Source organism: Cupriavidus sp. FW306-1B-F12B, from assembly GCF_058781795.1.
Genome location: NZ_JBYSXC010000002.1, coordinates 609598 through 631874, shown reverse-complemented (window position 1 = coordinate 631874; position 22277 = coordinate 609598). Strand labels below are relative to the sequence as shown.

At 67.2% G+C, this 22277-nt stretch carries 18 protein-coding genes; 14 read left to right on the top strand and 4 right to left on the bottom strand.

The annotated features are described in order from the left end of the window. From AC3WLE_RS06185 to AC3WLE_RS06170, 4 genes are all read left to right on the top strand, one after another. Complete coding sequence (locus AC3WLE_RS06185) at positions 1-948, top strand: LOG family protein (RefSeq protein ID WP_011615808.1); 948 nt, start codon at positions 1-3, stop codon at positions 946-948. A gap of 220 nt (positions 949-1168) precedes the next feature. Next, on the top strand, positions 1169-1603 hold the full coding sequence (locus AC3WLE_RS06180; protein WP_492356994.1) for a hypothetical protein: 435 nt from the start codon (positions 1169-1171) through the stop codon (positions 1601-1603). A 131-nt stretch (positions 1604-1734) separates the two neighbouring features. Further along, positions 1735-2730, top strand: coding sequence for a homoserine kinase (locus AC3WLE_RS06175; protein WP_492318724.1), 996 nt, complete (start codon positions 1735-1737; stop codon positions 2728-2730). Between the two features lie 5 nt (positions 2731-2735). Next, positions 2736-3542 (top strand): BPSS1780 family membrane protein, encoded by an 807-nt coding sequence (locus tag AC3WLE_RS06170; protein WP_492318725.1) that lies wholly within the window; start codon positions 2736-2738, stop codon positions 3540-3542. A 74-nt stretch (positions 3543-3616) separates the two neighbouring features. Here the strand turns inward: AC3WLE_RS06170 and AC3WLE_RS06165 are convergent, their stop codons facing one another. Further along, a complete protein-coding gene (locus tag AC3WLE_RS06165) occupies positions 3617-4375 on the bottom strand; it encodes an IclR family transcriptional regulator (RefSeq protein ID WP_492356993.1) in 759 nt (252 codons plus the stop codon). Between the two features lie 206 nt (positions 4376-4581). Here AC3WLE_RS06165 and sauS point away from each other — a divergent pair, with 206 nt between their 5' ends. The 3 genes from sauS to AC3WLE_RS06150 all read left to right on the top strand — a co-directional run bounded on the left by sauS (position 4582) and on the right by AC3WLE_RS06150 (position 9095). Then, the gene (gene sauS, locus AC3WLE_RS06160; RefSeq protein ID WP_492356992.1) at positions 4582-6063 is read left to right on the top strand and encodes an acylating sulfoacetaldehyde dehydrogenase; all 1482 of its coding nucleotides are present in this window, start codon (positions 4582-4584) and stop codon (positions 6061-6063) included. After that, positions 6060-7589 carry an acyl--CoA ligase gene (locus AC3WLE_RS06155; protein ID WP_492356991.1) on the top strand — a complete coding sequence of 510 codons (1530 nt, stop codon included), beginning with the start codon at positions 6060-6062 and terminating at the stop codon, positions 7587-7589. Before sauS ends, AC3WLE_RS06155 begins: the two co-directional genes overlap by 4 nt. A 213-nt stretch (positions 7590-7802) precedes the next feature. Continuing rightward, positions 7803-9095: an MFS transporter gene (locus AC3WLE_RS06150; protein ID WP_492318728.1), complete on the top strand. Its 1293-nt coding sequence runs from the start codon at positions 7803-7805 to the stop codon at positions 9093-9095. Between the two features lie 44 nt (positions 9096-9139). Here the strand turns inward: AC3WLE_RS06150 and AC3WLE_RS06145 are convergent, their stop codons facing one another. After that, entirely contained in the window at positions 9140-11488 is a 2349-nt protein-coding gene (locus AC3WLE_RS06145) for a UvrD-helicase domain-containing protein (protein WP_492318729.1), read from the bottom strand. A 220-nt stretch (positions 11489-11708) separates the two neighbouring features. Between AC3WLE_RS06145 and AC3WLE_RS06140 the strand changes: the two genes are divergently transcribed. Continuing rightward, the gene (locus tag AC3WLE_RS06140) at positions 11709-14576 is read left to right on the top strand and encodes a valine--tRNA ligase (protein WP_058696660.1); all 2868 of its coding nucleotides are present in this window, start codon (positions 11709-11711) and stop codon (positions 14574-14576) included. Positions 14577-14705: 129 nt separating this feature from the next. Further along, the gene (gene galU / locus AC3WLE_RS06135) at positions 14706-15596 is read left to right on the top strand and encodes a UTP--glucose-1-phosphate uridylyltransferase GalU (protein ID WP_011615814.1); all 891 of its coding nucleotides are present in this window, start codon (positions 14706-14708) and stop codon (positions 15594-15596) included. 106 nt (positions 15597-15702) lie between these two features. Here the strand turns inward: galU and AC3WLE_RS06130 are convergent, their stop codons facing one another. Further along, the gene (locus AC3WLE_RS06130; protein ID WP_492318731.1) at positions 15703-16734 is read right to left on the bottom strand and encodes a GntR family transcriptional regulator; all 1032 of its coding nucleotides are present in this window, start codon (positions 16732-16734) and stop codon (positions 15703-15705) included. 248 nt (positions 16735-16982) lie between these two features. On the opposite strand from AC3WLE_RS06130, the gene AC3WLE_RS06125 reads away from it, so the two are divergent. The 5 genes from AC3WLE_RS06125 to AC3WLE_RS06105 all read left to right on the top strand — a co-directional run bounded on the left by AC3WLE_RS06125 (position 16983) and on the right by AC3WLE_RS06105 (position 21559). Next, a complete protein-coding gene (locus AC3WLE_RS06125) occupies positions 16983-17666 on the top strand; it encodes an amino acid ABC transporter permease (protein WP_492356990.1) in 684 nt (227 codons plus the stop codon). Between the two features lie 15 nt (positions 17667-17681). After that, positions 17682-18332 carry an amino acid ABC transporter permease gene (locus AC3WLE_RS06120; protein ID WP_492356989.1) on the top strand — a complete coding sequence of 217 codons (651 nt, stop codon included), beginning with the start codon at positions 17682-17684 and terminating at the stop codon, positions 18330-18332. 50 nt (positions 18333-18382) lie between these two features. Then, positions 18383-19111 (top strand): amino acid ABC transporter ATP-binding protein, encoded by a 729-nt coding sequence (locus AC3WLE_RS06115; RefSeq protein ID WP_269446640.1) that lies wholly within the window; start codon positions 18383-18385, stop codon positions 19109-19111. 61 nt (positions 19112-19172) lie between these two features. Beyond that, positions 19173-19970, top strand: a complete 798-nt coding sequence (locus AC3WLE_RS06110; protein ID WP_492318735.1) for a transporter substrate-binding domain-containing protein — start codon at positions 19173-19175, stop codon at positions 19968-19970. Positions 19971-19990: 20 nt separating this feature from the next. Further along, complete coding sequence (locus tag AC3WLE_RS06105) at positions 19991-21559, top strand: UxaA family hydrolase (RefSeq protein ID WP_492318736.1); 1569 nt, start codon at positions 19991-19993, stop codon at positions 21557-21559. Between the two features lie 66 nt (positions 21560-21625). Here AC3WLE_RS06105 and AC3WLE_RS06100 read toward each other — a convergent pair whose 3' ends face one another. Then, positions 21626-22069, bottom strand: coding sequence for a GNAT family N-acetyltransferase (locus tag AC3WLE_RS06100; RefSeq protein WP_492318737.1), 444 nt, complete (start codon positions 22067-22069; stop codon positions 21626-21628). Positions 22070-22277 lie beyond the last annotated feature (208 nt).

The window sequence follows — 22277 nt, the reverse complement described above, 5'->3', positions numbered from 1 at the left end:
ATGGACTCAAAATTGACTGGTGCCGCTGCAGGCGGTGCCTCGACCGCCCCCCTTGCTGACCCGGATGTTTCCGACATTTCCGGCGATACCGTGCAACCCCCGCCGGAGGCTGCTTCCGAGCACGCCGCGGCCATCGCCGCGGCGGCCGATGCTGCTGCCGCGGGCAATCCGCCCGAAGTTGCTGCTGAAAAGGCCGCTGCTGCGGCCGCGCGCGCCAATCCGCGCAAGATGATCCCCAGCCTGCGTGCGCTGGCCGACGAAGACCGCGCTACCGCAAAGAAGGCGCGCGCCTCGTGGCAAATGTTCACGATTATGGCAGAGTTCATCGAGGCCACCGAGTACCTCTCCGAGATCCGCCCGGCCGTGTCGATCTACGGCAGCGCGCGCCTGCGCGAGGACTCGCCGTACTACCAGCGCACCATCGAGATCGCCCGGCTGTTTTCGGACGCCGGCTTTGCCGTGATCTCCGGCGGCGGCCCCGGCATCATGGAAGCGGCCAACAAGGGCGCGCATGCCGGCAAGTCCGCCAGCGTCGGCCTGAACATCGAACTGCCGCACGAGCAGCAGGGCAATCCGTACCAGGACATTGCCATGCGCTTTCGCCACTTCTTCACGCGCAAGGTCACCTTCGTCAAGAATTCGGACGCCTTCATCGTGATGCCGGGCGGCTTCGGCACGCTCGACGAGCTGGCCGAGGTGCTGACGCTGGTGCAGACCGGCAAGTCGCGCTCGGTGCCGGTGATCATGTTCGGCAGCCGTTTCTGGAAGGGCCTGCTGGACTGGTTCCGCTTCACGCTGCTGCCGATGGGCCTGATCGCCGAGCACGACCTGGACCTGATGAAGATCGTCGACGAACCGCACGAAGTGCTGGAAGCGGTCTACGACTACTACGAGCAGCGCGGCGGCGACAAGCCGATTCCGCCCAAGGAAGAGATGTTCTACCTGTAAGGCATGGACGCCGGGGCGCGCGGCGCCAAGCCACGTACCCGCCACCCGGCGCCCGTTGCGCAGGTGCCCCCCGGGGCACGGCAGCGGCCTGCGCACGGCAGGAATTGCTAGAATGGAACCTGTCCGTCTGCCAAGCCCGGCGCCGCCGGGTTGCAGTCCAACCGCCGCATGCCGCGGGGTTGCGCGCAAGCTGCGCCGCAGCCCCGCACAGGAGCACCTGATGACCTCCCCCTCCACCGCCCGCTCGGTCCGGCCCACGCGGTCTTCCGCCGTGGCCGGCGAGCCTGAATCGCCTGCCAGGCGGTCCGTGTCCAGCCTCGCCGCCGTGGCCGCCGCCGCGCTGGCGCTGGCTTCCGGCTGGGCCGTCGCGCAGGAAAGCAATGCGCTGACGCAGCAGGAGCTGAACCAGATCAACAACCAGCCGATCGCCCCGGCGGCCAAGTCGCAACTGAACCAGCCGCGCCAGCCGAGCTTCCAGCTCAATGAACGCGATGGCACCCAGGTGCGCGAGTACCGCGACAAGGGACGGGCCACCGATATCCAGGTCAGGTCGGGTTTCGGCACTAAATACGAGATGAGCAAGCCGGAAGACAGCTCGCCCAAGATCCGCGAGCACGATGTCAACCGCGTGCCTTCGGTCAACCTGAAGTTCTGAGTTCGCTTGCCCACGGCCTGGCGTAAGCCCCAGGCCGCGCCGGCCCTCCGGCAGTGTCATGCCGCGGCGGCGGTCCGGACTTTGTCCGGAACCGGTGCCCGCCGCTTTCCGATTCGCTTCACACAACGAGTATGGCCGTATTCACCACGGTCTCGCAGGACGAGATCGCCCGCTGGCTGCTGGATTTCAACCTTGGCGAAGTGCGCGAGCTGCGCGGCATCGCCTCGGGCATCGAGAACAGCAATTTCTTCCTTACCACGGAGCACGATGGCCAGACGCGCCAGTATGTGCTGACCATTTTCGAGCGGCTCACGTTCGCGCAGCTGCCGTACTACCTGCACCTGATGGCGCACCTGGCCGAGCGCGGCATCCGCGTGCCCGCGCCGATCCCGGCGCGCGACGGCGAGATCCTGCGCCCGCTCAAGGGCAAGCCCGCCACCATCGTCACGCGCCTGCCCGGAGCATCGCAACTGGCGCCCGACGCGCAGCACTGCGCTGAAGTGGGCGACATGCTGGCACGCATGCACCTGGCCGGCCAGGACTATCCGCGCCAGCAGCCCAACCTGCGCAGCCTGCCCTGGTGGCGGCAGACCGAGCCTGAGATCCTGCCCTTCCTGGATGCCGGCCAGCGCGCGCTGCTGCAGCAGGAGATCGCCCACCAGGCCGCCTTCTTCGCCAGCGCGGACTACGCCGGCCTGGGCTCGGGCCCGTGCCACTGCGACCTGTTCCGCGACAACGCGCTGTTCGAGGAAGACGGCAGCGGACGCCACCGCCTGGGCGGATTCTTCGACTTCTACTTCGCCGGCAACGACAAGTGGCTGTTCGATGTGGCGGTCACCGTCAACGACTGGTGCATCGACCTGGCCAGCGGCGAACTCGACCCCGCGCGCACGCAGGCCTTGCTGCGGGCTTATCATGCCGTGAGGCCGCTGACCGCCACCGAGGCCGCGCACTGGCAGGACATGCTGCGCGCGGGTGCGCTGCGCTTCTGGGTATCGCGACTGTGGGACTTCTACCTGCCGCGCGAGGCCGACATGCTGCAACCGCACGACCCGACCCATTTCGAACGCATCCTGCGCCGGCGCATCGGCGCGGACCCTGCAAGCGCCCCGCTCCCCTGGATCTGATCCGTATGCAACTACTGGAAGTCCCTGCCAAGGAAGGCTACACCTGGTTCCGCCAGGGCATCTGGCTGTTCCGCAAGAACCCGCTGACCTTCCTGATGCTGCTGTTCGTCTACCTGATCGCCGCGCAGCTGGCCATCGTGGTGCCGCTGATCGGCATTATCGCGCTGCTGGTGGTCACCCCCGGCCTGTCGGTCGGCGTGATGACCGCATGCCGCGACGTGATCCAGAACAAGCGGGTGATGCCCACCGTGCTGCTGGCGGGCTTCCGCGCCAACGGCAAGGAAGCCACGCGCAACCTGCTGGTGCTGGGCGGCATCTACGCCGGGCTGGTGTTCATGCTGGGGCTGATCGCCGGCTCGGTGGTCGACATGAGCGCGCTGGTGCCGATCGTGCTGAAGGAAGAAGCGCCGACCGCCGAAGCGGTGCGCCAGCTGTACTACGCCATGCTGATCGGCGCGCTGCTGTACACGCCGATCGCGATGATGTTCTGGTTCGCGCCGCTGCTGGCAGCCTGGCACGGCGTGCCGCCGGTCAAGGCACTGTTCTTCAGCTGGACCGCGTGCTGGCGCAACCGCGGCGCATTCCTCACCTACGCGGTGCTGTTCGCGATGCTGCTGGTGGCGATCCCGTTCTTCCTGGAGGCGGTGTTCAGCGCCTTCGGCGCGGAAACGGTGCTGTCGTTCCTGGTCACGCCGTATTCGCTGCTGATGCTGGCGATCCTGTACTGCTCGTTCTATGCCACGTACCGCGGCTGCTTCAACGTGACGCCGCCGGGGGTGGATCCGGCCGCGCCGGCAACTCCCGGGGCCTGAACAACGGGCGCTCGCTACGCGATTGTGTGCTCCCTCTCCCGCTTGCGGGAGAGGGAGCACACCGCCCTCACGGGCTAATCGCAGAACGTCTTCACCATCTCGTCCGCTGCCAGGCGCAGGTCCGGCACGAATCCCATCAGCTGGTCCATCGTCATGCGTGCCATCGGCACCTGCACGGCAATCGCCGCGCAGGCGCGGCTCCGGTTGCGCATCACCGGCACCGCGACCGCGATCATGCCTTCCAGGTTTTCCTGATTGTTGACCCCCAGGCGACGCTGCCGTGTCTCGGCCAGTTCCGCGTGCAAGGCCTCGGCATTGGTAATGGTGTGCGCCGAGTGCGCGCGCAGCGGCAGGCTGGCAACCAGGCGCTGGCGCTGCGCGCTCGGCAGGAACGCCAGCAACAGCTTGCCGCTGGCGGTGCAGTGCAGCGGCACCCGCGAGCCCGGCTGCAGGTGCATGCGCAGCGGCCATTGCGTTTCCACGCGGTCCAGGTAGACCACGTCGTCGCCGGACAGCATGGTCAGGTTGCAGGTCTCACCGATCTTGTCGACCAGCTGCTGCAGGATCGCATGGCGCGCCGCCGCCGGACCTGCCTGCATCAGCACATTGACGGCCAGCTGCCGCACGCGCGATGAGCACTCGTAGTGGCGGTTGCCGGCCGTGCGCGACACCAGCCACGTGCTTTCCAGCTGCTTGAGGATGCGGTGGACGGTCTGCTTCGGCAGCTCGATCGCCTGCACGATGGCCGCCAGCGACAGCGGTCCGTCGGCCGCGGACAGGATCTCGAGAATGCGGAAGGCGCGCACGGCGGCGGCATTCGAATGATTGCTCATGGATCAAATTTAAAGGATTCCGGGACGCATGGCCGTCCCGAAAACTGAATTCTCGATCGCACCCCGGCTGCCCGCTCGCGAAAGCGCACAAATTGGGACGGCCTGTCTGCCCCGCTTCACTAGATTCGATCCAGGGCCGCCGACGGTGCCGCGAAGTGCACGACAAAGCGCGGCGGCCTAACCGTCCAAACCGCGGAGTCGAATCCATGAGTGTGCAAATACTGCATTGCCGGCAGTCCAACAATTCCGATTTGCCCCTAGCGACGGCATCGCTGCCCGTGCAGCCAGCGCAAGCCGCGGCTGAAGCCGTCGCTGCGGTCGTGGCCCGGGCCAGGCAGGCGCAGCGCGAGTTCGCGCGTGCCGACCAGGCCACCATCGACACGGCAGTCGCCGCAGCCGCGTGGGCCATCATGGAGCCCGCGCGCAACCGCCAGCTGGCCGAGCGTGCCGTCGCCGACACCGGGCTGGGCAATGTCGACGACAAGATCCGCAAGAACCACCGCAAGACGCTGGGCCTGCTGCGCGACCTGCATGGCCGCAGGACGGTGGGCGTGATCGCGCAGGATGCGGCAGCCGGCATCACAGAGATCGCGCGGCCCGTGGGCGTGGTGGCGGCCATTACGCCTTCGACCAATCCCGCGGCCACGCCGGCCAACAAGATCATCAACGCGCTCAAGTGCGGCAACAGCGTGATCGTGGCGCCGTCGCCGAAGGGGCAGGACACCTGCGCGCTGCTGCTGTCGTTCATCCACGCCGAGTTTGCGCGCGCCGGCCTGCCCGCCGACCTGGTCCAGATGCTGCCCGCGCCGGTCTCGAAGGCCGCGACGGCGGAGCTCATGCGGCAGGCCGACCTGGTGGTCGCGACCGGCTCGCAGGCCAACGTGCGCATGGCCTACACCTGCGGCACACCGGCCTTCGGCGTGGGCGCCGGCAATGTGGCATCGATCATCGACGCCAGCGCCACGCTGGATGACGCGGCGGCCAAGGTGGTGCGCTCCAAGACCTTCGACAATGCCACCAGTTGCTCTTCGGAGAACAGCCTGGTCGTGCTCGACGCGGTCTACACACCCATGCTCGACGCCCTGGCGGCGGTCGGCGGCGTGCTGCTCACGGCTTCGGAGAAAGCGCGGCTGCAGGCGCTGATGTGGCGCGACGGCAAGCTCGCCGGCACCTTCACGGGACAGAGCGCGACCCGCATTGCCGAGCTCGCCGGGCTGGAACGCGTGCGCGCGCTGCAGCCCGCGATGCTGCTGGTGGAGGAAGCCGGTGTCGGCAGCGACTACCCCTTCTCCGGCGAGAAGCTCTCGCCCGTGCTGACGCTCTACCGCGCGGCCGACTTCGCGGCGGCGGTCGAGCGCGTGGCGAGCCTGTACGCCTATATGGGCGCCGGGCATTCGGTCAGCCTGCATTCGTCCAACCCACGCCATGCGCTGCAGCTCGGACAGGAACTGCCGGTGGCGCGCGTGATCGTGAACCAGGCGCACTGCTTCGCCACCGGCGGGAATTTCGACAACGGCCTGCCGTTCTCGTTGTCGATGGGCTGCGGCACCTGGGGCGGCAACAACTTCTCGGACAACCTCGGCTGGCGCCAATACCTGAACATCACCCGCATCGCCGTGCCCATCGCCGAGCACGTGCCCGATGAAGCGGACCTGCTGGGCGATTACTTCGCGAGGGTCGGCAAATGAACGCGCGCACGGAACCCGAGGTGTTCGACACGCTTGCAGCGCTGATAGCCGTGCGCGCCGCGCAGTGGCCCGACAAGCCCTACCTGGTGTCCCCGGACAGCGGCCATGCGCTGACGTTCGGCGCGCTGGCGACGGACGCCGGCACGCTCGGCCGCCGCTATGCGGCAGCCGGCCTGGGCAGCGGCCAGACGGTGTCGGTGTACCTGCCCAACGGCGAGCAGACCGCGCGGCTCCTGCTCGGCACCATGGCCTGCGGGCTGGTCGTCAACCCGATCAACCTGCTGTGCCAGCCGGCGCAGCTGCGCTACATCCTCGCGCATTCGGATACGCGGCTGGTCTTCACCTGGGCGGACGGAGAAGGCGCCATCCGCGAGGCACTGCGCGAGGCCGGGCTGGACCTGCCGGTGATCGTCACCGCGCCCGATGCCAGCAGCCTGCCGGCACTGCCCGCCATGCAGAAAACCGCGTCGCCACTGCCCCCGCCGCGGCCGGACGCGCCCGCGCTGCTCATGTACACGTCCGGCACCACCGGCACGCCCAAAGGCGTGCTGCTGACGCAGCGCAACCTCATGGCCAACGGCGCCAGCGTCAGCCGCGAGCACTGCCTCGGGCCGGCCGACCGGGTGCTGGCGACGCTGCCGCTGTATCACATCAACGGCCTGGTCGTGACCGCGATCGCGCCGCTGGTGCACGGCGGCTCGGTGGTGATGCCGATGCGCTTTTCCGCCAGCGCGTTCTGGCAGGACAGCGCGCGCCACGGCTGCACCTGGCTGAACGTGGTGCCGACCATCATCGCCTACCTGCTGAACGATCCGCACGGCCAGGCTCCGGCCGACGTGCGCTTCTGCCGCTCGGCCTCGGCCGCGCTGCCGCCCGAGCATCACCGCGCCTTCGAGGCGCGCTTCGGCATCGGCGTGATCGAGACCATGGGCATGACCGAGACTGCCGCACCGGCGTTCAGCAATCCGCTCGACCCGGGCCAGCGGCGCATCGGCAGCATCGGCAGGCCATCTGGCACGCGCGCACGCGTACTCGGGCGCGACGGCAAGCCGGTGCCTGACGGACAGGTCGGCGAGATCGTGCTGCAGGGCGAGAGCGTGATGGCGGGCTACTACAAGGCGCCGGATATCACGCGCGAGGCCTTTACGCACGATGGCTGGCTGCGCACGGGCGACCTCGGCTACCGCGACGCCGACGGCTACTTCTACATCAGCGGGCGCGCCAAGGAACTGATCATCAAGGGCGGCGAGAACATCGCCCCGCGCGAGATCGACGAGGCCCTGCTGCGCCATCCGGCCGTGCTCGAAGCCGCGGCGGTCGGCGTGCCGGACCCGGCCTACGGGCAGGAGATCGTTGCCTACGTGGTCATGCGCGAGGCCGCGCGCTGTGATGACGCGGCGCTGCGCGCGCATTGCCTGCGCGAGCTGGGCCGCTACAAGACGCCGAAGGAGTTCCGCTTTATCGCCGAGCTGCCGCGCGGCCCGTCCGGCAAGGTGCAGCGGCTGAAGCTGCTCGACCACGCCTGAACCTTCCCCCCTTCCACAACCCTCGCCAAGGAGCCTGCCCGACCGGAATCCACCAGACCAGGAGACACGACTCAAGACTGCAGACAGATTGCTCAAGGACGGGGCAGCGCGGCCGGCGCCGCGCCCCCGGCGCGCCGCAAGCGCATGGCTACGGACCGTGCGCCGGCCGCCGCCCCGTCAACACCACGCGCGCGCCGCGCATAGGAGGTGGTTATGAAGCAACGTATCAAGACCCGGCACATGATCCTGGGCGTCATGTGCCTGATGTATTTCATCGCCTATATCGACCGCGTCAACATCTCGGTCGCCGCCCCCCTGATCCGCGAGGAAATGGGGCTGACCACATCGCAGCTGGGGCTGGTGTTCTCGGCCTTTGCCTACCCCTATGCCGCCATGCAGATCCTCGGCGGCTGGATGGCCGACAAGTTCGGGCCCAAGAAGGTGCTGATCGTGCTGTCGCTGATCTGGGGTGTGGCCACCGTGCTGACCGGCTTCGCGGGCAGCGTGCTGATGCTGGTGGTGCTGCGCTTCGTGCTGGGCATCGGCGAAGGCGGCGCGTTCCCGACCGCGACGCGCGCCTTCACCTACTGGATGCCGGTGGCGGAGCGCGGCTTCGCGCAGGGCATCACCCACAGCTTCGCGCGGCTGGGCGGCGCGATCACGCCGCCGGTCGTGCTGGTCATCGTGGCCGCCGCCGGCTGGCGCGAAGCCTTTATCGTGCTGGGCGCTGTCAGCCTCGGCTGGACCTTGCTGTACGCCTTCTTTTTCAAGGATTCGCCCGACAAGCACAGCCGCGTGACCGCGCAGGAACTGCAGGAGATCGGCTACCGGCAGGGCGACAGCCGGCAGGCCGCCAAGGCGGCCACGCCGTGGCGGCGCCTGTTCCGGCGCATGTGGCTGGTGACCTTCGTCGACTTCTGCTACGGCTGGTCGCTGTGGGTCTACCTGACGTGGCTGCCTTCGTACCTGAAGGAGGCACGCGGCTTCGACCTGAAGCAGCTGGCGCTGTTCACCGCGCTGCCGCTGATGGCCGGCGTGGTCGGCGATACGCTCGGCGGCGTGCTGTCGGACCGGATCTACAAGCGCACCGGCAACCTGCGCCTGGCGCGCGGCGCGGTCCTGTTCGTGGGGCTGGCCGGCTCGCTGATGTTCATCGCGCCGATGACCTTCACGGCCGATGCCGTCAACGCGGTGATCCTGCTGTCGCTGTCGTTCTTCTTCCTGGAGCTGACCAACGCGGTGCTGTGGAGCCTGCCGCTGGACATCGCCGGCAAGTACGCCGGCACCGCGGGCGGCATGATGAACACCGGCTTCGGCGTGGCCGGCATGGTGTCGCCGGTGGTGTTCGGCTACCTGATCGAGCGCACCGGCAGCTATGACCTGCCGTTCATGATCTCGGGGGCGCTGCTCGGGGTTGGCGCGCTGGCGTCGCTGTTCATCAATCCGCTGCTGACGGTGGACAGCCCCGACGAAAAGGCTGGCGAGGTCCGCCACGCCCTGCCCTGAGCCTCCCGGGGGCGCGGCATGGCGCGCAGCGAAGCCGGACCCGTTCAGTCGATCGCGTCCAGCTTCGCCACCGACAGCGCCAGCCACTTGGCGCCGTTGCGCTTGAAGTTGATATTGGCGCGTGCGTCGGTGCCCTCGCCTTCCAGCGCGGTGATCACGCCTTCGCCAAACTTGTTGTGGAACACCGACTGCCCCACCCGGAAGCCGGTGCCGGCCTCGCGCTTGGCATCGGCATAGCCGTTGCCGTTGTCCATGCCGCCGGTGGGGCGCGTGCCGGTATAAGGCACGTCCTCGGGCTTGCGGAACCAGTCGCGGCCCCAGGCGCTGTCGCGCTCCTGGCGGCGCACGCCGCCGTAGCCCTGCGCCGGCGGCGTCAGCCACTTGAGCGAGGCCTCGGGCAGTTCCTCGAAGAAGCGTGAGCGCACGTGGTAGCGGGTCTGGCCGTGCAGCATGCGGCTTTGCGCGAACGACATGTAGAGCCGCTTGCGCGCGCGCGTGATCGCCACGTACATCAGGCGGCGCTCTTCCTCCACGCCGTCCGGGTCCATCATGCTGTTCTCGTGCGGGAACAGGCCCTCTTCCATCCCGGTGATGAAGACCACGTCGAACTCCAGCCCCTTGGCCGCATGCACGGTCATCATCTGCACCGCGTCCTGGCCGGCCTGGGCCTGGTTGTCGCCGGCTTCCAGCGAAGCATGGGTCAGGAACGCGACCAGCGGCGTCATCACCACCGGCAGCGCTTCCGGATCCAGCACCTGCTGGGCCTGGTCGCCGTCGGCCAGTGCCGGGGCGGCGGGGCTGCGGTCAACCGGGATCACCGCGGCCAGCGCCTCCAGGCCGTAGCCTTCCTCGACCACGAAGGCCTGCGCTGCGGTCACCAGTTCCTGCAAGTTCTCGATGCGGTCCTGGCCTTCCTTCTCGCCCTGGTAGTGGGTGATCAGGCCGCTGTGGTTGATCACGTACTCGACGGTCTCGGCCAGCGTCATGCGGCGCGTGTCCTCGCGCATCTTCTCTACCAGGCGCGCAAACGCTGCCAGCTTGCTGCCGGCCGCGCCGGGCACGTAGGCCACCGCCTCGGCCAGCGCGCAGTCATACTGGCGCGCCATGTCCTGCAGCACTTCCAGCGAGCGCGCGCCGATGCCGCGCGCCGGGAAGTTGACCACGCGGCCAAAGGCGGCATCGTTGCGCGGGTTCTCCAGCAGCTGCATATAGGCCAGCGCGTGCTTGATTTCGGCGCGCTCGAAGAAGCGCAGGCCGCCATAGACGCGGTACGCGATGCCGGCCGAGAACAGCGCATGCTCGATCACGCGCGACTGCGCGTTGCTGCGGTACAGGATGGCAATCTCGGCGCGGCTGGCGCCCTGCGCGATCTGGTCGCGGATCTCCTCGATGATCCAGGCGGCTTCCTGGCCGTCCGAGCCGCCCTGGAACACCCGCACCGGCTCGCCGTGGCCGGCGTCGGTGCGCAGGTTCTTGCCCAGGCGGCGCGCGTTGTGCGAGATCAGGTGGTTGGCCGAATCCAGGATATGCCCGTGCGAGCGGTAGTTCTGCTCCAGCTTGATCAGCCGGCGCACACGGAACTCGTGCTCGAAGTCGCGCATATTGCCGACGTTGGCGCCGCGGAACGCATAGATGCTCTGGTCGTCGTCGCCTACGGCAAAGACCGCGGCCGGGTTCTGCGTGCCGTAGCCGGCCAGCAGCTTGAGCCACTGGTACTGCAGCACGTTGGTGTCCTGGAACTCGTCGACCAGCACGTGGCGGAAGCGGTGCTGGTAGTGCTGGCGGATGGCGTCGTTGTAGCGCAGCAGCTCGTAGCAGCGCAGCAGCAGCTCGGCAAAGTCGACCACGCCTTCGCGCTGGCACTGCAGGTCGTAGGCGGCGTAGAGGTCGACAAAGCGCTTGTTGAAGTCGTCGTTGGCCTCGACGTCGGCCGGGCGCAGGCCCTGCTCCTTGGCGTTGTTGATGAAGTACTGCAGGTTCTTGGCCGGGTACTTCTCATCGTCGACGTTGAGCGACTTGAGCAGCCGCTTGAGCGCCGAGAGCTGGTCCTGGCTGTCCAGGATGGCAAAGGTCTGGGGCAGCCCGGCGTCGCGGAAATGCGCGCGCAGCATGCGGTTGCACAGGCCGTGGAAGGTGCCGATCCACATGCCGCGGGTGTTGATCGGCAGCATCGACGACAGCCGCGTCTGCATTTCCTTGGCGGCCTTGTTGGTAAAGGTCACCGCCAGGATGCCCGCCGGCGAGACCCGGCCGTTCTGGATCAGCCAGGCGATGCGCGTGGTCAGCACGCGGGTCTTGCCGCTGCCCGCGCCCGCCAGGATCAGCGCCGGTTCGTCAGGCAGGGTGACGGCGGCTAGTTGTTCGGCGTTCAGGTTGGCAAGCAGGTCGGACATCGGATGAGCCTTGTGGATTGACGGCGATTATACCGGCGGGCCCTGTCCTGCAAGTCACATCCGGCGGGGCCGGATGGCCGGGAAATAGGCACCAGCCTGCCACCCCCCGTATAATTTAACGTTTTACTGGCGCAATGCCGGCCGCCGACGGCCGCCGCCTCGCCAGGCGCAGGCCGAAGCACCCTGCGACGACCCCCGACGCCAATATCGACATCCCAGCATGACCGCCCAAGACCAGTCCCTCGCCAAAAGCTTCGAACCCACCGCCATCGAGGCGAAATGGGGCCCAGAGTGGGAGAAGCGCGGCATCGCCAAGCCGACCTTCGACCCTGCCCGCCCGGACTTTGCGATCCAGCTGCCGCCGCCCAATGTGACCGGCACGCTGCATATGGGCCACGCGTTCAACCAGACCATCATGGACGGCTTGGCGCGCCATGCGCGCATGAGCGGCGCCAATACGCTGTGGGTGCCGGGCACCGACCACGCCGGCATCGCCACCCAGATCGTGGTGGAGCGCCAGCTCGAGTCGCAGGGCGTGTCGCGCCATGACCTGGGCCGCGAGAAGTTCACCGAGAAGGTGTGGGCCTGGAAGGAAGAGTCGGGCTCGACCATCACCCGCCAGGTGCGGCGCATGGGCGCTTCGATCGACTGGAGCCGCGAGTACTTCACGATGTCGCCCGAGATGTCGAAGGCGGTCACCGAAGCTTTCGTGCGCCTGCACGAACAGGGCCTGATCTATCGCGGCAAGCGCCTGGTCAACTGGGACCCGGTGCTGGGCACCGCGGTGTCGGACCTGGAAGTCGACAGCGTCGAGGAAGAAGGCTCGCTGTGGCATATCCACTATCCGCTGGTCGAGGCTGACGCCAAGGGCGGCCTGACCCACCTGACCGTGGCCACCACCCGCCCCGAAACCATGCTGGGCGACGTGGCCGTGATGGTCCACCCGGAAGACGAGCGCTATGCGCACCTGATCGGCAAGTTCGTGCAGCTGCCGCTGACCGAGCGCCAGATCCCGGTGATTGCCGACGAGTACGTCGACCGCGAGTTCGGCACCGGCGTGGTCAAGGTGACCCCGGGCCATGACTTCAACGACTATGCGGTGGGCCAGCGCCACAACCTGCCGCAGCTGTCGATCCTGACGCTGGACGCGAAGATCGTTGCCGACGCCCCCGCCGCCTACGCCGGCCTCGACCGCTTCGACGCGCGCCGCGCCATCGTCGAGGACCTGGACAAGCGCGGCCTGCTGGCCGAGGTCAAGAAGCACAAGCTGATGACCCCGCGCAGCGAGCGCACCGGCAGCGCGATCGAGCCGATGCTGACCGACCAGTGGTTCGTCGCCATGAGCAAGCCGGCGCCGGAAGGCACCTTCTACCCGGGCCGCTCGATCGCCGAGGTGGCGCTGGAAGCCGTGCAGAGCGGCGAGATCAAGCTGGTGCCGGAAAACTGGATCAGCACCTACAACCAGTGGCTGGGCAATATCCAGGACTGGTGCATCTCGCGCCAGCTGTGGTGGGGCCACCAGATCCCGGCGTGGTACGACGATGCCGGCAACTGCTTTGTCGGCCGCACCGAAGAAGAAGCGCTGGCCAAGGCAAAGGCCGCCGGCAGCACCGGCAGCCTGCGCCGCGAGGAAGACGTGCTCGACACCTGGTTCTCGTCGGCGCTGGTGCCCTTCTCCTCGCTGGGCTGGCCGGGAGAAACGCCCGAGATGCATCACTTCCTGCCGTCGTCGGTGCTGGTGACCGGCTACGACATCATCTTCTTCTGGGTGGCGCGCATGGTCATGATGACCAAGCACTTCATCGGCAAGGTGCCCTTCCATACCGTCTACGTGCACGGCCTGGTGCGCGATTCGGAAGGCAAGAAGATGAGCAAGTCCGAGGGCAACACGCTGGACCCGGTGGACCTGATCGACGGCATCGACCTCGACACGCTGCTGCAGAAGCGCACCACCGGCCTGCGCCGCCCCAAGGACGCGCCCAAGATCGAAAAGAAGACGAAAAAGGAATTCCCCGAGGGCATTCCCGCCTTCGGCGCCGACGCGCTGCGCTTCACCTTCGCGTCGCTGGCCACGCTGGGCCGCAACGTCAACTTCGATACCGGCCGCTGCGAGGGCTACCGCAACTTCTGCAACAAGCTGTGGAACGCGACCCGCTTCGTGCTGATGAACACCGAAGGCCATGACTGCGGCATGGGCCCGTGCAACAACGACTGCGGCCCGGACGGCTACCTGGATTTCTCGCAGGCCGACCGCTGGATCGTGTCGCTGCTGCAGCGCGTGGAAGCCGAGGTCGAGAAGGGCTTTGCCGAATACCGCTTCGACAATATCGCCAACGCCATCTACAAGTTCGTCTGGGACGAATACTGCGACTGGTACCTGGAACTGGCCAAGGTGCAGATCCAGAACGGCACCGAGGCCCAGCAGCGCGCCACGCGGCGCACGCTGCTGCGCGTGCTCGAGACCGTGCTGCGCCTGGCGCATCCGATCATCCCCTTCATCACCGAAGAGCTGTGGCAGAAGGTGGCCCCGCTGGCCGGCCGCGCCAAGGGTGACGGCTCCGAGACCATCGCGCTGCAGCCCTACCCGCTGCCGGCGGTCGCCAAGATCGACGAGCAAGCCGAGCAATGGGTTGCGCGCCTGAAGGAAGTGATCGATGCCTGCCGCAACCTGCGCGGCGAGATGAACATCTCGCCGGCCCAGCGCATCCCGCTCTATGCTGAGGGTGACAGCACCTTCCTGAAGGCGGCGAGCGCACATATCCAGGCACTTGCGAAACTTTCCGAGGTACGCGTCTTCGAAGATGAAGCTGCCCTGCAGGCTGAAGGCGCCGGCGCGCCGGTCGCCATTGCCGGGGGCAACCACCTGCTGCTGAAGATCGAGATCGATGTCGGCGCCGAGCGCGCGCGCCTGTCGAAGGAAGTCGAGCGCATCGGTGGCGAAATCGGCAAGTGCCGCGCCAAGCTCTCCAACGAGAGCTTTGTCGCCAAGGCACCGCCAGCCGTGGTGGCGCAAGAGACGCAGCGCCTGGCCGATTTCGAGCAGACGCTGGCCAAGCTGCAGGGCCAGCTGCAGCGGCTGCCGGCCTGACGGCACGGCGGCCGCATTCACGCCCCTGCCTGCCGGGGGTTCTGTCCGGCTTCGTCGGACAGAATCGGACAGACGGCGCCCGCAATGGCTGGCAGGGTTATGGACTGGAATCTGAGAGGTACACCTGATATGGAAAATCGCGTCACCAAGGCTGTGTTCCCGGTTGCGGGCCTGGGCACTCGCTTCCTGCCGGCCACCAAGGCCAGCCCCAAGGAAATGCTTCCGGTGGTGGACAAGCCGCTGATCCAGTACGCCGTGGAAGAAGCCATGGCCGCCGGCATTACCGAGATGATCTTTGTCACCGGCCGCTCCAAGCGCGCCATCGAGGACCATTTCGACAAGGCCTTCGAGCTGGAAGTGGAGCTTGAGGCCAAGAACAAGCAGGCGCTGCTGGACGTGGTGCGCTCGATCAAGCCCGCCAACGTGGAGTGCTTCTACGTGCGCCAGCCCGAAGCGCTGGGCTTGGGCCATGCGGTGCTGTGCGCGGCCAAGCTGGTCGGCGACACGCCGTTCGCGGTGATGCTGGCCGATGACCTGATCGACGGCAACCCGCCGGTGATGAAGCAGATGGTGGATACCTTCAACCACTACAATTGCTCGGTGCTGGGGGTCGAGGAGATCACGCCGGAGCAAAGCCGCTCCTATGGCGTGATCGACGGCCGCGAATGGGATGCGGACGTGATCAAGGTCTCGGGCATCATCGAGAAGCCGGCGCCGGAAGACGCGCCGTCCAACCTGGGCGTGGTCGGCCGCTATATCCTGACCCCGCGCATCTTCGAACACCTGCGCGACCTGAAGCCGGGCGCCGGCGGCGAGCTGCAGCTGACCGACGCGATCCAGTCGCTGCTGGGCCAGGAGCAGGTGCTGGCCTACCGCTACCAGGGCCGCCGCTATGACTGCGGCAGCAAGCTGGGCTACCTGAAGGCAACCGTTGAATTTGCCTTGAAGCACCCGGAAGTCGGGACTGAATTCAGCGCCTACCTGGAATCGCGCGAGCACCTGACCGGCATCGGCAGCTGATCGCGCCCTGCCCTGCGGAAAGGAAGTTCCTGGACGTCTGCAGCCGTGAGAGGCCGCAACCATTCCGGCAAATGCCGGGAGGCCTGCGGCCTCTCCTTATTTGCGCTCAGGCGATGTAGGACACCGTCGGCAGCGCGAACGTTTCGCGCACCTGCACCGCCCGCTGCGTGACCTTCGCGCACGACAGCTCCAGGTGTTCCCGCAACAGCTCAGCGGCCTTGCGCGGCGCGCCTGCGGCGGCGGCCTGCAGCACGGCCATGTGCTCGGAGAGGAAGGGATCTTCCTGCGGCATCGGCGCCGACGCTCCCAGTACATGCTTGCTCAGGGTCAGGATGCAGCGCGTGCGCTGCAGGCTGCCCAGCAGCTCCTTGTTCGGGCACAGCGACAGCAGGCGCACGTGCAGGTCATGCTCCAGCTTGTCCATGGCGGTGCGCGACACCTTCGGGTAGACACGCTGCACCTTGTGCAGGTCTTCCATCATGGCAGCCAGCTCGGCCGCGTCCGCATTGACGATGGCGCCGCGCAGCGCGGCCGGCTCCACCAGTGAGCGCAGCTCGTAGAGATCGTGGATGCGCTGCGCATCCAGCGGGATGATGACCCAGCGCTGGCGCTCGTCCTTCTCCAGGATGCCCAGGCTTTCCAGGCGCAGCAGCACATCGCGCACCACGGTGCGCCCCACGTTGAAATAGCGCGCCAGTTCGACTTCGTTGACACGGTAGCGCCCGAACACCGACAGGTGGACCAGGTTGCGCTCCACCTCGTCGTAGATGACCTCCCAGCCCAGCGTCTTGCGTGCCACGTCCGGCGCGCTGTCCACGCCCAGCATGGCCGCGTCCAGCGGCACGCGCCTGGGCTCGGTGCCGGCCGGGCCGGCGACATAGCCGCGCCCGTCGAAGCGGCTGACCAGGCCTTCGGCCTCCAGCTCGCGCAAGGCCTGCCGCACCGGCGAGCGGGTGGCGCGCAGGATCTCCGCGACCGGCCCTTCCAGCAGCACGGTGCCCTGCTCCAGCGTCCCGTCCAGCATCGCCTTGCGCAGCACCTGGTGGATCAACGCGTAGATCGGCGCATGGCGGCTGGCTTCCTCCGCTTCCAGGCTGGCAGCAAGGGGGGCGACGCGATTTTGGTCTCGTGTCGTCATCGATGGGCTCGGCACTTTGTCTCCAGAACGTGGCGGTCGGTCAGTGTAGCCATGGCGGCACGCCAGGGCATCTCATCGCATTCCATCATACACGGGTATCCACTGATATTGACCATTGCCGGCAATGGTCATATATTTCGTCCCACCACGGCGCGTGTCGCACGCCGCAAGCACGACAACGAAGCCACAACAAGAGACAGGGCGCGCGCCGGCCGCGGCGGCGCCACGAGAAGGAGAAACCCGCGCCGATGGACTACCAGTTTGATTTCAGTTTCCTGTCCACGGGGTGGCGGGACTTGCTCGACGGCGTGTGGCTGACCTTGCGCATGTCGGTCGCCACCATCGTGTTCGGCTTCGTGCTGGGCACGGCGCTGGCCGTGGTGCACACGCAAGGCCCCGCGTGGGCGCGCCGCTGCGTCACGGTGTATGTGGACGTGATCCGCAATACGCCGCTGGTGATCCAGGCCTTCTGGCTCTTCTTCGGGCTGGCGGCGGTGCAGGTGCGGGTGCCGGCCATGGCGGCGGCGGTGGTGGCGCTGGTCGTGAACGTGTCGGCCTATACCACCGAAATCGTGCGCGCCGGCATCGAGTCGGTGCCGCGCGGCCAGCTCGAGGCCGCTTCCTGCCTGGGGCTGTCGCGCTGGCAGATGCTGCGCCTGGTGGTGTTGCCGCAAGCGGTGGAGCGCATGTATCCGGCGCTGATCAGCCAGTTCGTGCTGATGATGCTGGCCACTTCGATCATGTCGCAGATCTCGGCCGAGGAACTCACCGCGGTGGGCTACCGCATCCAGTCGGAGACCTTCCGCGGCTTCGAGATCTACTTGGTGATCGCGCTCGTCTACCTGCTGCTGTCCTGGCTGCTGCGCCTGTCGATGGCAGGCATCGGCGCCCTGGCCTTTACGCGCCGCCGGCGCCTGCAAACCCCTCTCTGAACCGGAGCGCGCCTCATGCACGGAATCTCTTTCGATCAAGTGTTGTTCATCCTGCGCGGCGCCGGCTGGACCTTGCTGCTGGCAGGCATGGGCTTTGCCGGCGGCGCGCTGGTGGGCGTACCGCTGGCGCTGGCGCGCAGCCGCGGCGGGCGCGCGCTGCGCATGCTCACGGGCGCCTACGTCCAGCTGGTACAGGGCGTGCCGCTGCCGGTGATCATGTTCGTGGTGTATTTCGGCATCAGCGTGGGCGGCTTCGAGCTGCCGGCGCTGGTCGCCGCGGGGATCGCGATGACGGCGTATTCCAGCGCCTACCTCGGCGAGATCTGGAAGGGCTGCATCCAGGCCGTGCCGCGCACGCAGTGGGAGGCCGCCGAATGCCTGGCGCTCACGCCGCTGCAGCGGGCGGTGTACGTGATCCTGCCGCAGGCCGCCCGCATTGCCATTGCGCCCACGGTGAGCTTCCTGGTGCAGATCGTGAAGAACTCGTCGTACGCGGTGGTGATCGGCTTCTTCGACCTGACCTATTCGGCGCGCGTGGTCAACAACTCCACCTTCAAGCCCTTCCTGGTGTTCACCATCGCCGCGGCGCTGTATTTCGCCATCTGCTATCCGCTCTCAACGCTCTCGTACCGCCTGGAGCGCCGCTTCAACAAGGCACGCGCCTGAGCCTGACAGCGTCCAAAACCCGACAACAAAGGAACGTCATGGAGACAAGCGTGGACGAAGTGGTCCGCTTCGACAAGGTAAGCAAGTCCTTCGGACAAGTGGAAATCCTCAAGGGCGTGAGCTTCTCGGTGCGCCGCGGCGAGGTGGTGGCCCTGATCGGCCGCAGCGGCTCGGGCAAGAGCACGGCCCTGCGCTGCATCAACGGACTGGAGCGCGTGAGCGGCGGGGCCCTGCATGTGTGCGGCCATGCCATGCACGAGGACGCTGTTGACCTGGGCGCGCTGCGCAAGGAAGTCGGCATCGTGTTCCAGAGCTACAACCTGTTCCCGCACCTGACCGTGGCCGAGAACGTCATGCTGGCACCGCGCAAGGTCAAGGGCATGGGGCGCAAGGAAGCGGGCGAACTGGCCCGCCACGTGCTGCGGCAAGTCGGCATGGAAGAGCGCGCCGACTACTACCCGGAACAGCTCTCCGGCGGCCAGCAGCAGCGCGTCGCCATCGCGCGCTCGCTGGCCATGCAGCCGCGCCTGATGCTGTTCGACGAAGTCACTTCCGCGCTCGATCCCGAGCTTACCGGCGAGGTGCTGCGGGTCATTGAAAAACTGGCCGAAGACGGCATGACCATGGTGCTGGTCACGCACGAGATGTCGTTCGCGCGCTCGGTGGCAGACCAGATCATGTTCATGCACCAGGGCATCGTCTGGGAATGCGGCAGCGGCAGGCTGCTTGACGAACCTGCCACGCCGGAACTGCGCCAGTTCGTCAGCAACGGCCTGTAAGCGCGGCGGCGCCCGCGCAGCAAGAACCCGATTCGATATCCAACAATACGGAGGCAACCTCATGAACTATCGCCGCTATCTCTTTGCCCCACTCGCCGCCCTGCTGCTGGCCGGCACCTCCGCCGCCTCGGCCGACACGCTCGACACCATCAAGCAGCGCAAGAAGATCCTGGTGGCGGTCGATATCAGCGCGCCGCCCTACGGCATGCTGGATGCGCAAGCCAGGCAGAGCGGCTCCGACATCGAGACCGCGCGCCTGCTCGCCAAGGACCTGGGCGTCGAACTTGAGATCGTTCCGGTCACGGGCCCCAACCGCGTGCCCTTCCTCCTCACCCGCAAGGCGGACGTGGTGCTGGCCTCCTTTTCCGTGACGGACGCGCGCAAGAAGGTCATCGATTTCTCCGAGCCGTATGGCGTGATCCCCGTGGTGGTGGGCGGCCCGACCAAGGCCCAGGTCAAGTCCTTCGCCGACCTGTCGGGCAAGACCGTCGCGGTCACGCGCGGCACCACCAGCGACCAGGAACTGAGCCGGGGCGCCAAGGAGGCCGTGGCCGCGGTGAATATCGTGCGCTACGAGGATGACGCGACCACCAATACCGCGGTCTCCACCGGCCAGCAGGACTACCTGGCCGCGGCCATCAGCGTGATCCCGGAGGTCAGGCGCAGCAATCCGTCGCGCGACCTGGAGATCAAGTTCGTGATGCAGACCTTTCCCTATGCGATCGGCCTGCGCAAGGGCGATACCGCCCTCAAGGACTGGCTGGACGGCTGGGTCAGGACCAACCTGAAGAACGGCAGGATCAATGACATCTACAAGCGCCATTTCGGCCTGTCGCTGCCGGCCGAGATGCTGAAATAAGGAACGAGGGAGCCCATCGCATGAACGCACCTGCCAACCCCGGCAAGGCAGCACAGCCGCACGCCGCCTTGCGCGTGATCCGGCTGCACCCGGAAGACGACGTCGTCATTGCCCGCGACCAGCTCGTGGCAGGCACCACGCTCGACGCAGAAGACGTGACTGTGCTCGGCCTGGTCCCGCCCGGCCACAAGGTGGCAACGCGCGCCATCGGCGCCGGCGAGGCGGTGCGCCGCTACGGGCAGATCATCGGCTTCGCCAGCCAGGACATCCGTCCCGGCCAGCACGTGCACACCCACAACCTGGCCATGGGCGACTTCACGCGCGACTATGCCTATGGCGCCGATGCGCGCGCGCCGGAGCCGGTGGCAGCGCCGGCCACCTTCGCGGGCATCGTGCGGGCCGATGGCCGCGTGGCCACGCGCAACTACATCGGCATCCTGACCTCGGTGAACTGCTCGGCCACGGTGGCGCGCGCCATTGCCGACCACTTCCGCCGCGACATCCATCCCGAGGCGCTGGCCGCCTATCCCAACGTCGACGGCGTGGTGGCGCTCACGCACGGCGTCGGTTGCGCGGTGGACCCGCAGGGGGAAGGGCTGGCGCTGCTGCAGCGCACGCTGGGCGGCTATGCCTGCCATCCCAACTTCGCCAGCGTGCTGGTGATCGGGCTGGGCTGCGAGACCAACCAGATTTCGGCGCTGCTTGCCACCCAGGGGCTGGCCCACGACGACCGCCTGCAGACCTTCACCATCCAGGACAGCGGCGGCACCACCAGGACCATCGCACGCGGCATCGCCATGATCCAGGAGATGCTGCCCGCCGCGAATGCCGTGCAGCGCCAGCCGGTGCCTGCCAGCCACCTGGTGGTGGGCCTGCAGTGCGGCGGCTCCGACGGCTACTCGGGCATCTCGGCGAACCCGGTGCTGGGCGCGGCGGTAGACCTGCTCGTGCGCCACGGCGGCACCGCCATCCTCTCCGAAACGCCCGAAATCTACGGCGCCGAGCACCTGCTCACGCGCCGCGCACAGACACCGGAAATCGGCCGCAAGCTGGTGGCGCGCATCCGCTGGTGGGAGGACTATTGCGCGCGCCACGGTGCCAGCATGGACAACAACCCGTCGGCAGGCAACAAGGCGGGCGGGCTGACCACCGTGCTGGAAAAATCCCTGGGCGGCATCGCCAAGGGCGGCTCGGCCAACCTGGCCGAGGTCTATGAGTACGCGCAGCCGGTGCGCGCGCGCGGCCTGGTGTTCATGGACACGCCGGGCTACGACCCGATCTCCGCGACTGGCCAGGTCGCGGGGGGTGCCAACCTGATCTGCTTCACCACGGGGCGCGGCTCGGCCTACGGCTGTGCGCCCTCGCCCTCGGTCAAGCTGGCGACCAATACCGCGCTGTGGCAACGCCAGTCCGATGACATGGACCTGAACTGCGGCGCCGTGCTGGACGGCAGCGCCACCATTGGCGGGCTCGGTGAGGAACTGTTCCGGCTGATGCTGGACACGGCCTCCGGCAAGCGTTCACGCAGCGAGCTGCACGGCTACGGGCAGAACGAGTTCGTACCCTGGCAGCTGAGCGCGATCACCTGAAGCCCGCCGGCGCGCAGCCGGCGACGCGGCGGCCCATCGGGCCGCCGCGCTCCGTCTTGCCCCGCCTCAGTCCAGGCGGCGGCACATGCAGTGCGTCCAGGCGCCGAAGCGGCGTTGAAATTCCCTGGACAATTCCAGCTCGGTCGGCAACTCGTCCACGGATGTCAGCGAGAAGCCATAGCGCGCAAAAAAGGCCGGATGCTCCGTCGTCAGCAGGACGGCCTTGGTGCAACCATTAGCGCGGGCGCGCATCAACAGGGCGGCAACCAGATGGGTGGCAATTCTTCGGTCCCGAAAATCGGGAAGCACGCCAACGGTCCTGACGACAAAGGTCTGGTCGAATATTTCCCCGCAGGCACAACCAGCTACGATTTCCCCGAATTCAGCGACATGGCACAGACATGCGGCCGGCTTCACATTTTCAACTGGCAACCCACATTGCTGCAGCACTTCCGAAATAGCTTGAATATCGGCAATTCCAGCGGCTCGGATACGGACGTCCCTTGGCATCGCCTCTCCTGAATCACTTGATCAGCTTCCGCCCCCACAGTGACCATCACGGCACCAGGCAAGGGCGCAGTAGTAATTTAGCGCATACATAAAAGACAGCCCAATCCGGGTAAACACACGTGCCGCGGCGCCGGCATTATGGGGACGATAATGCAGCCCCAAACCGGCAGAAAACGCAATGGGATAATCCTCGCGAGAGGTCCCGCCA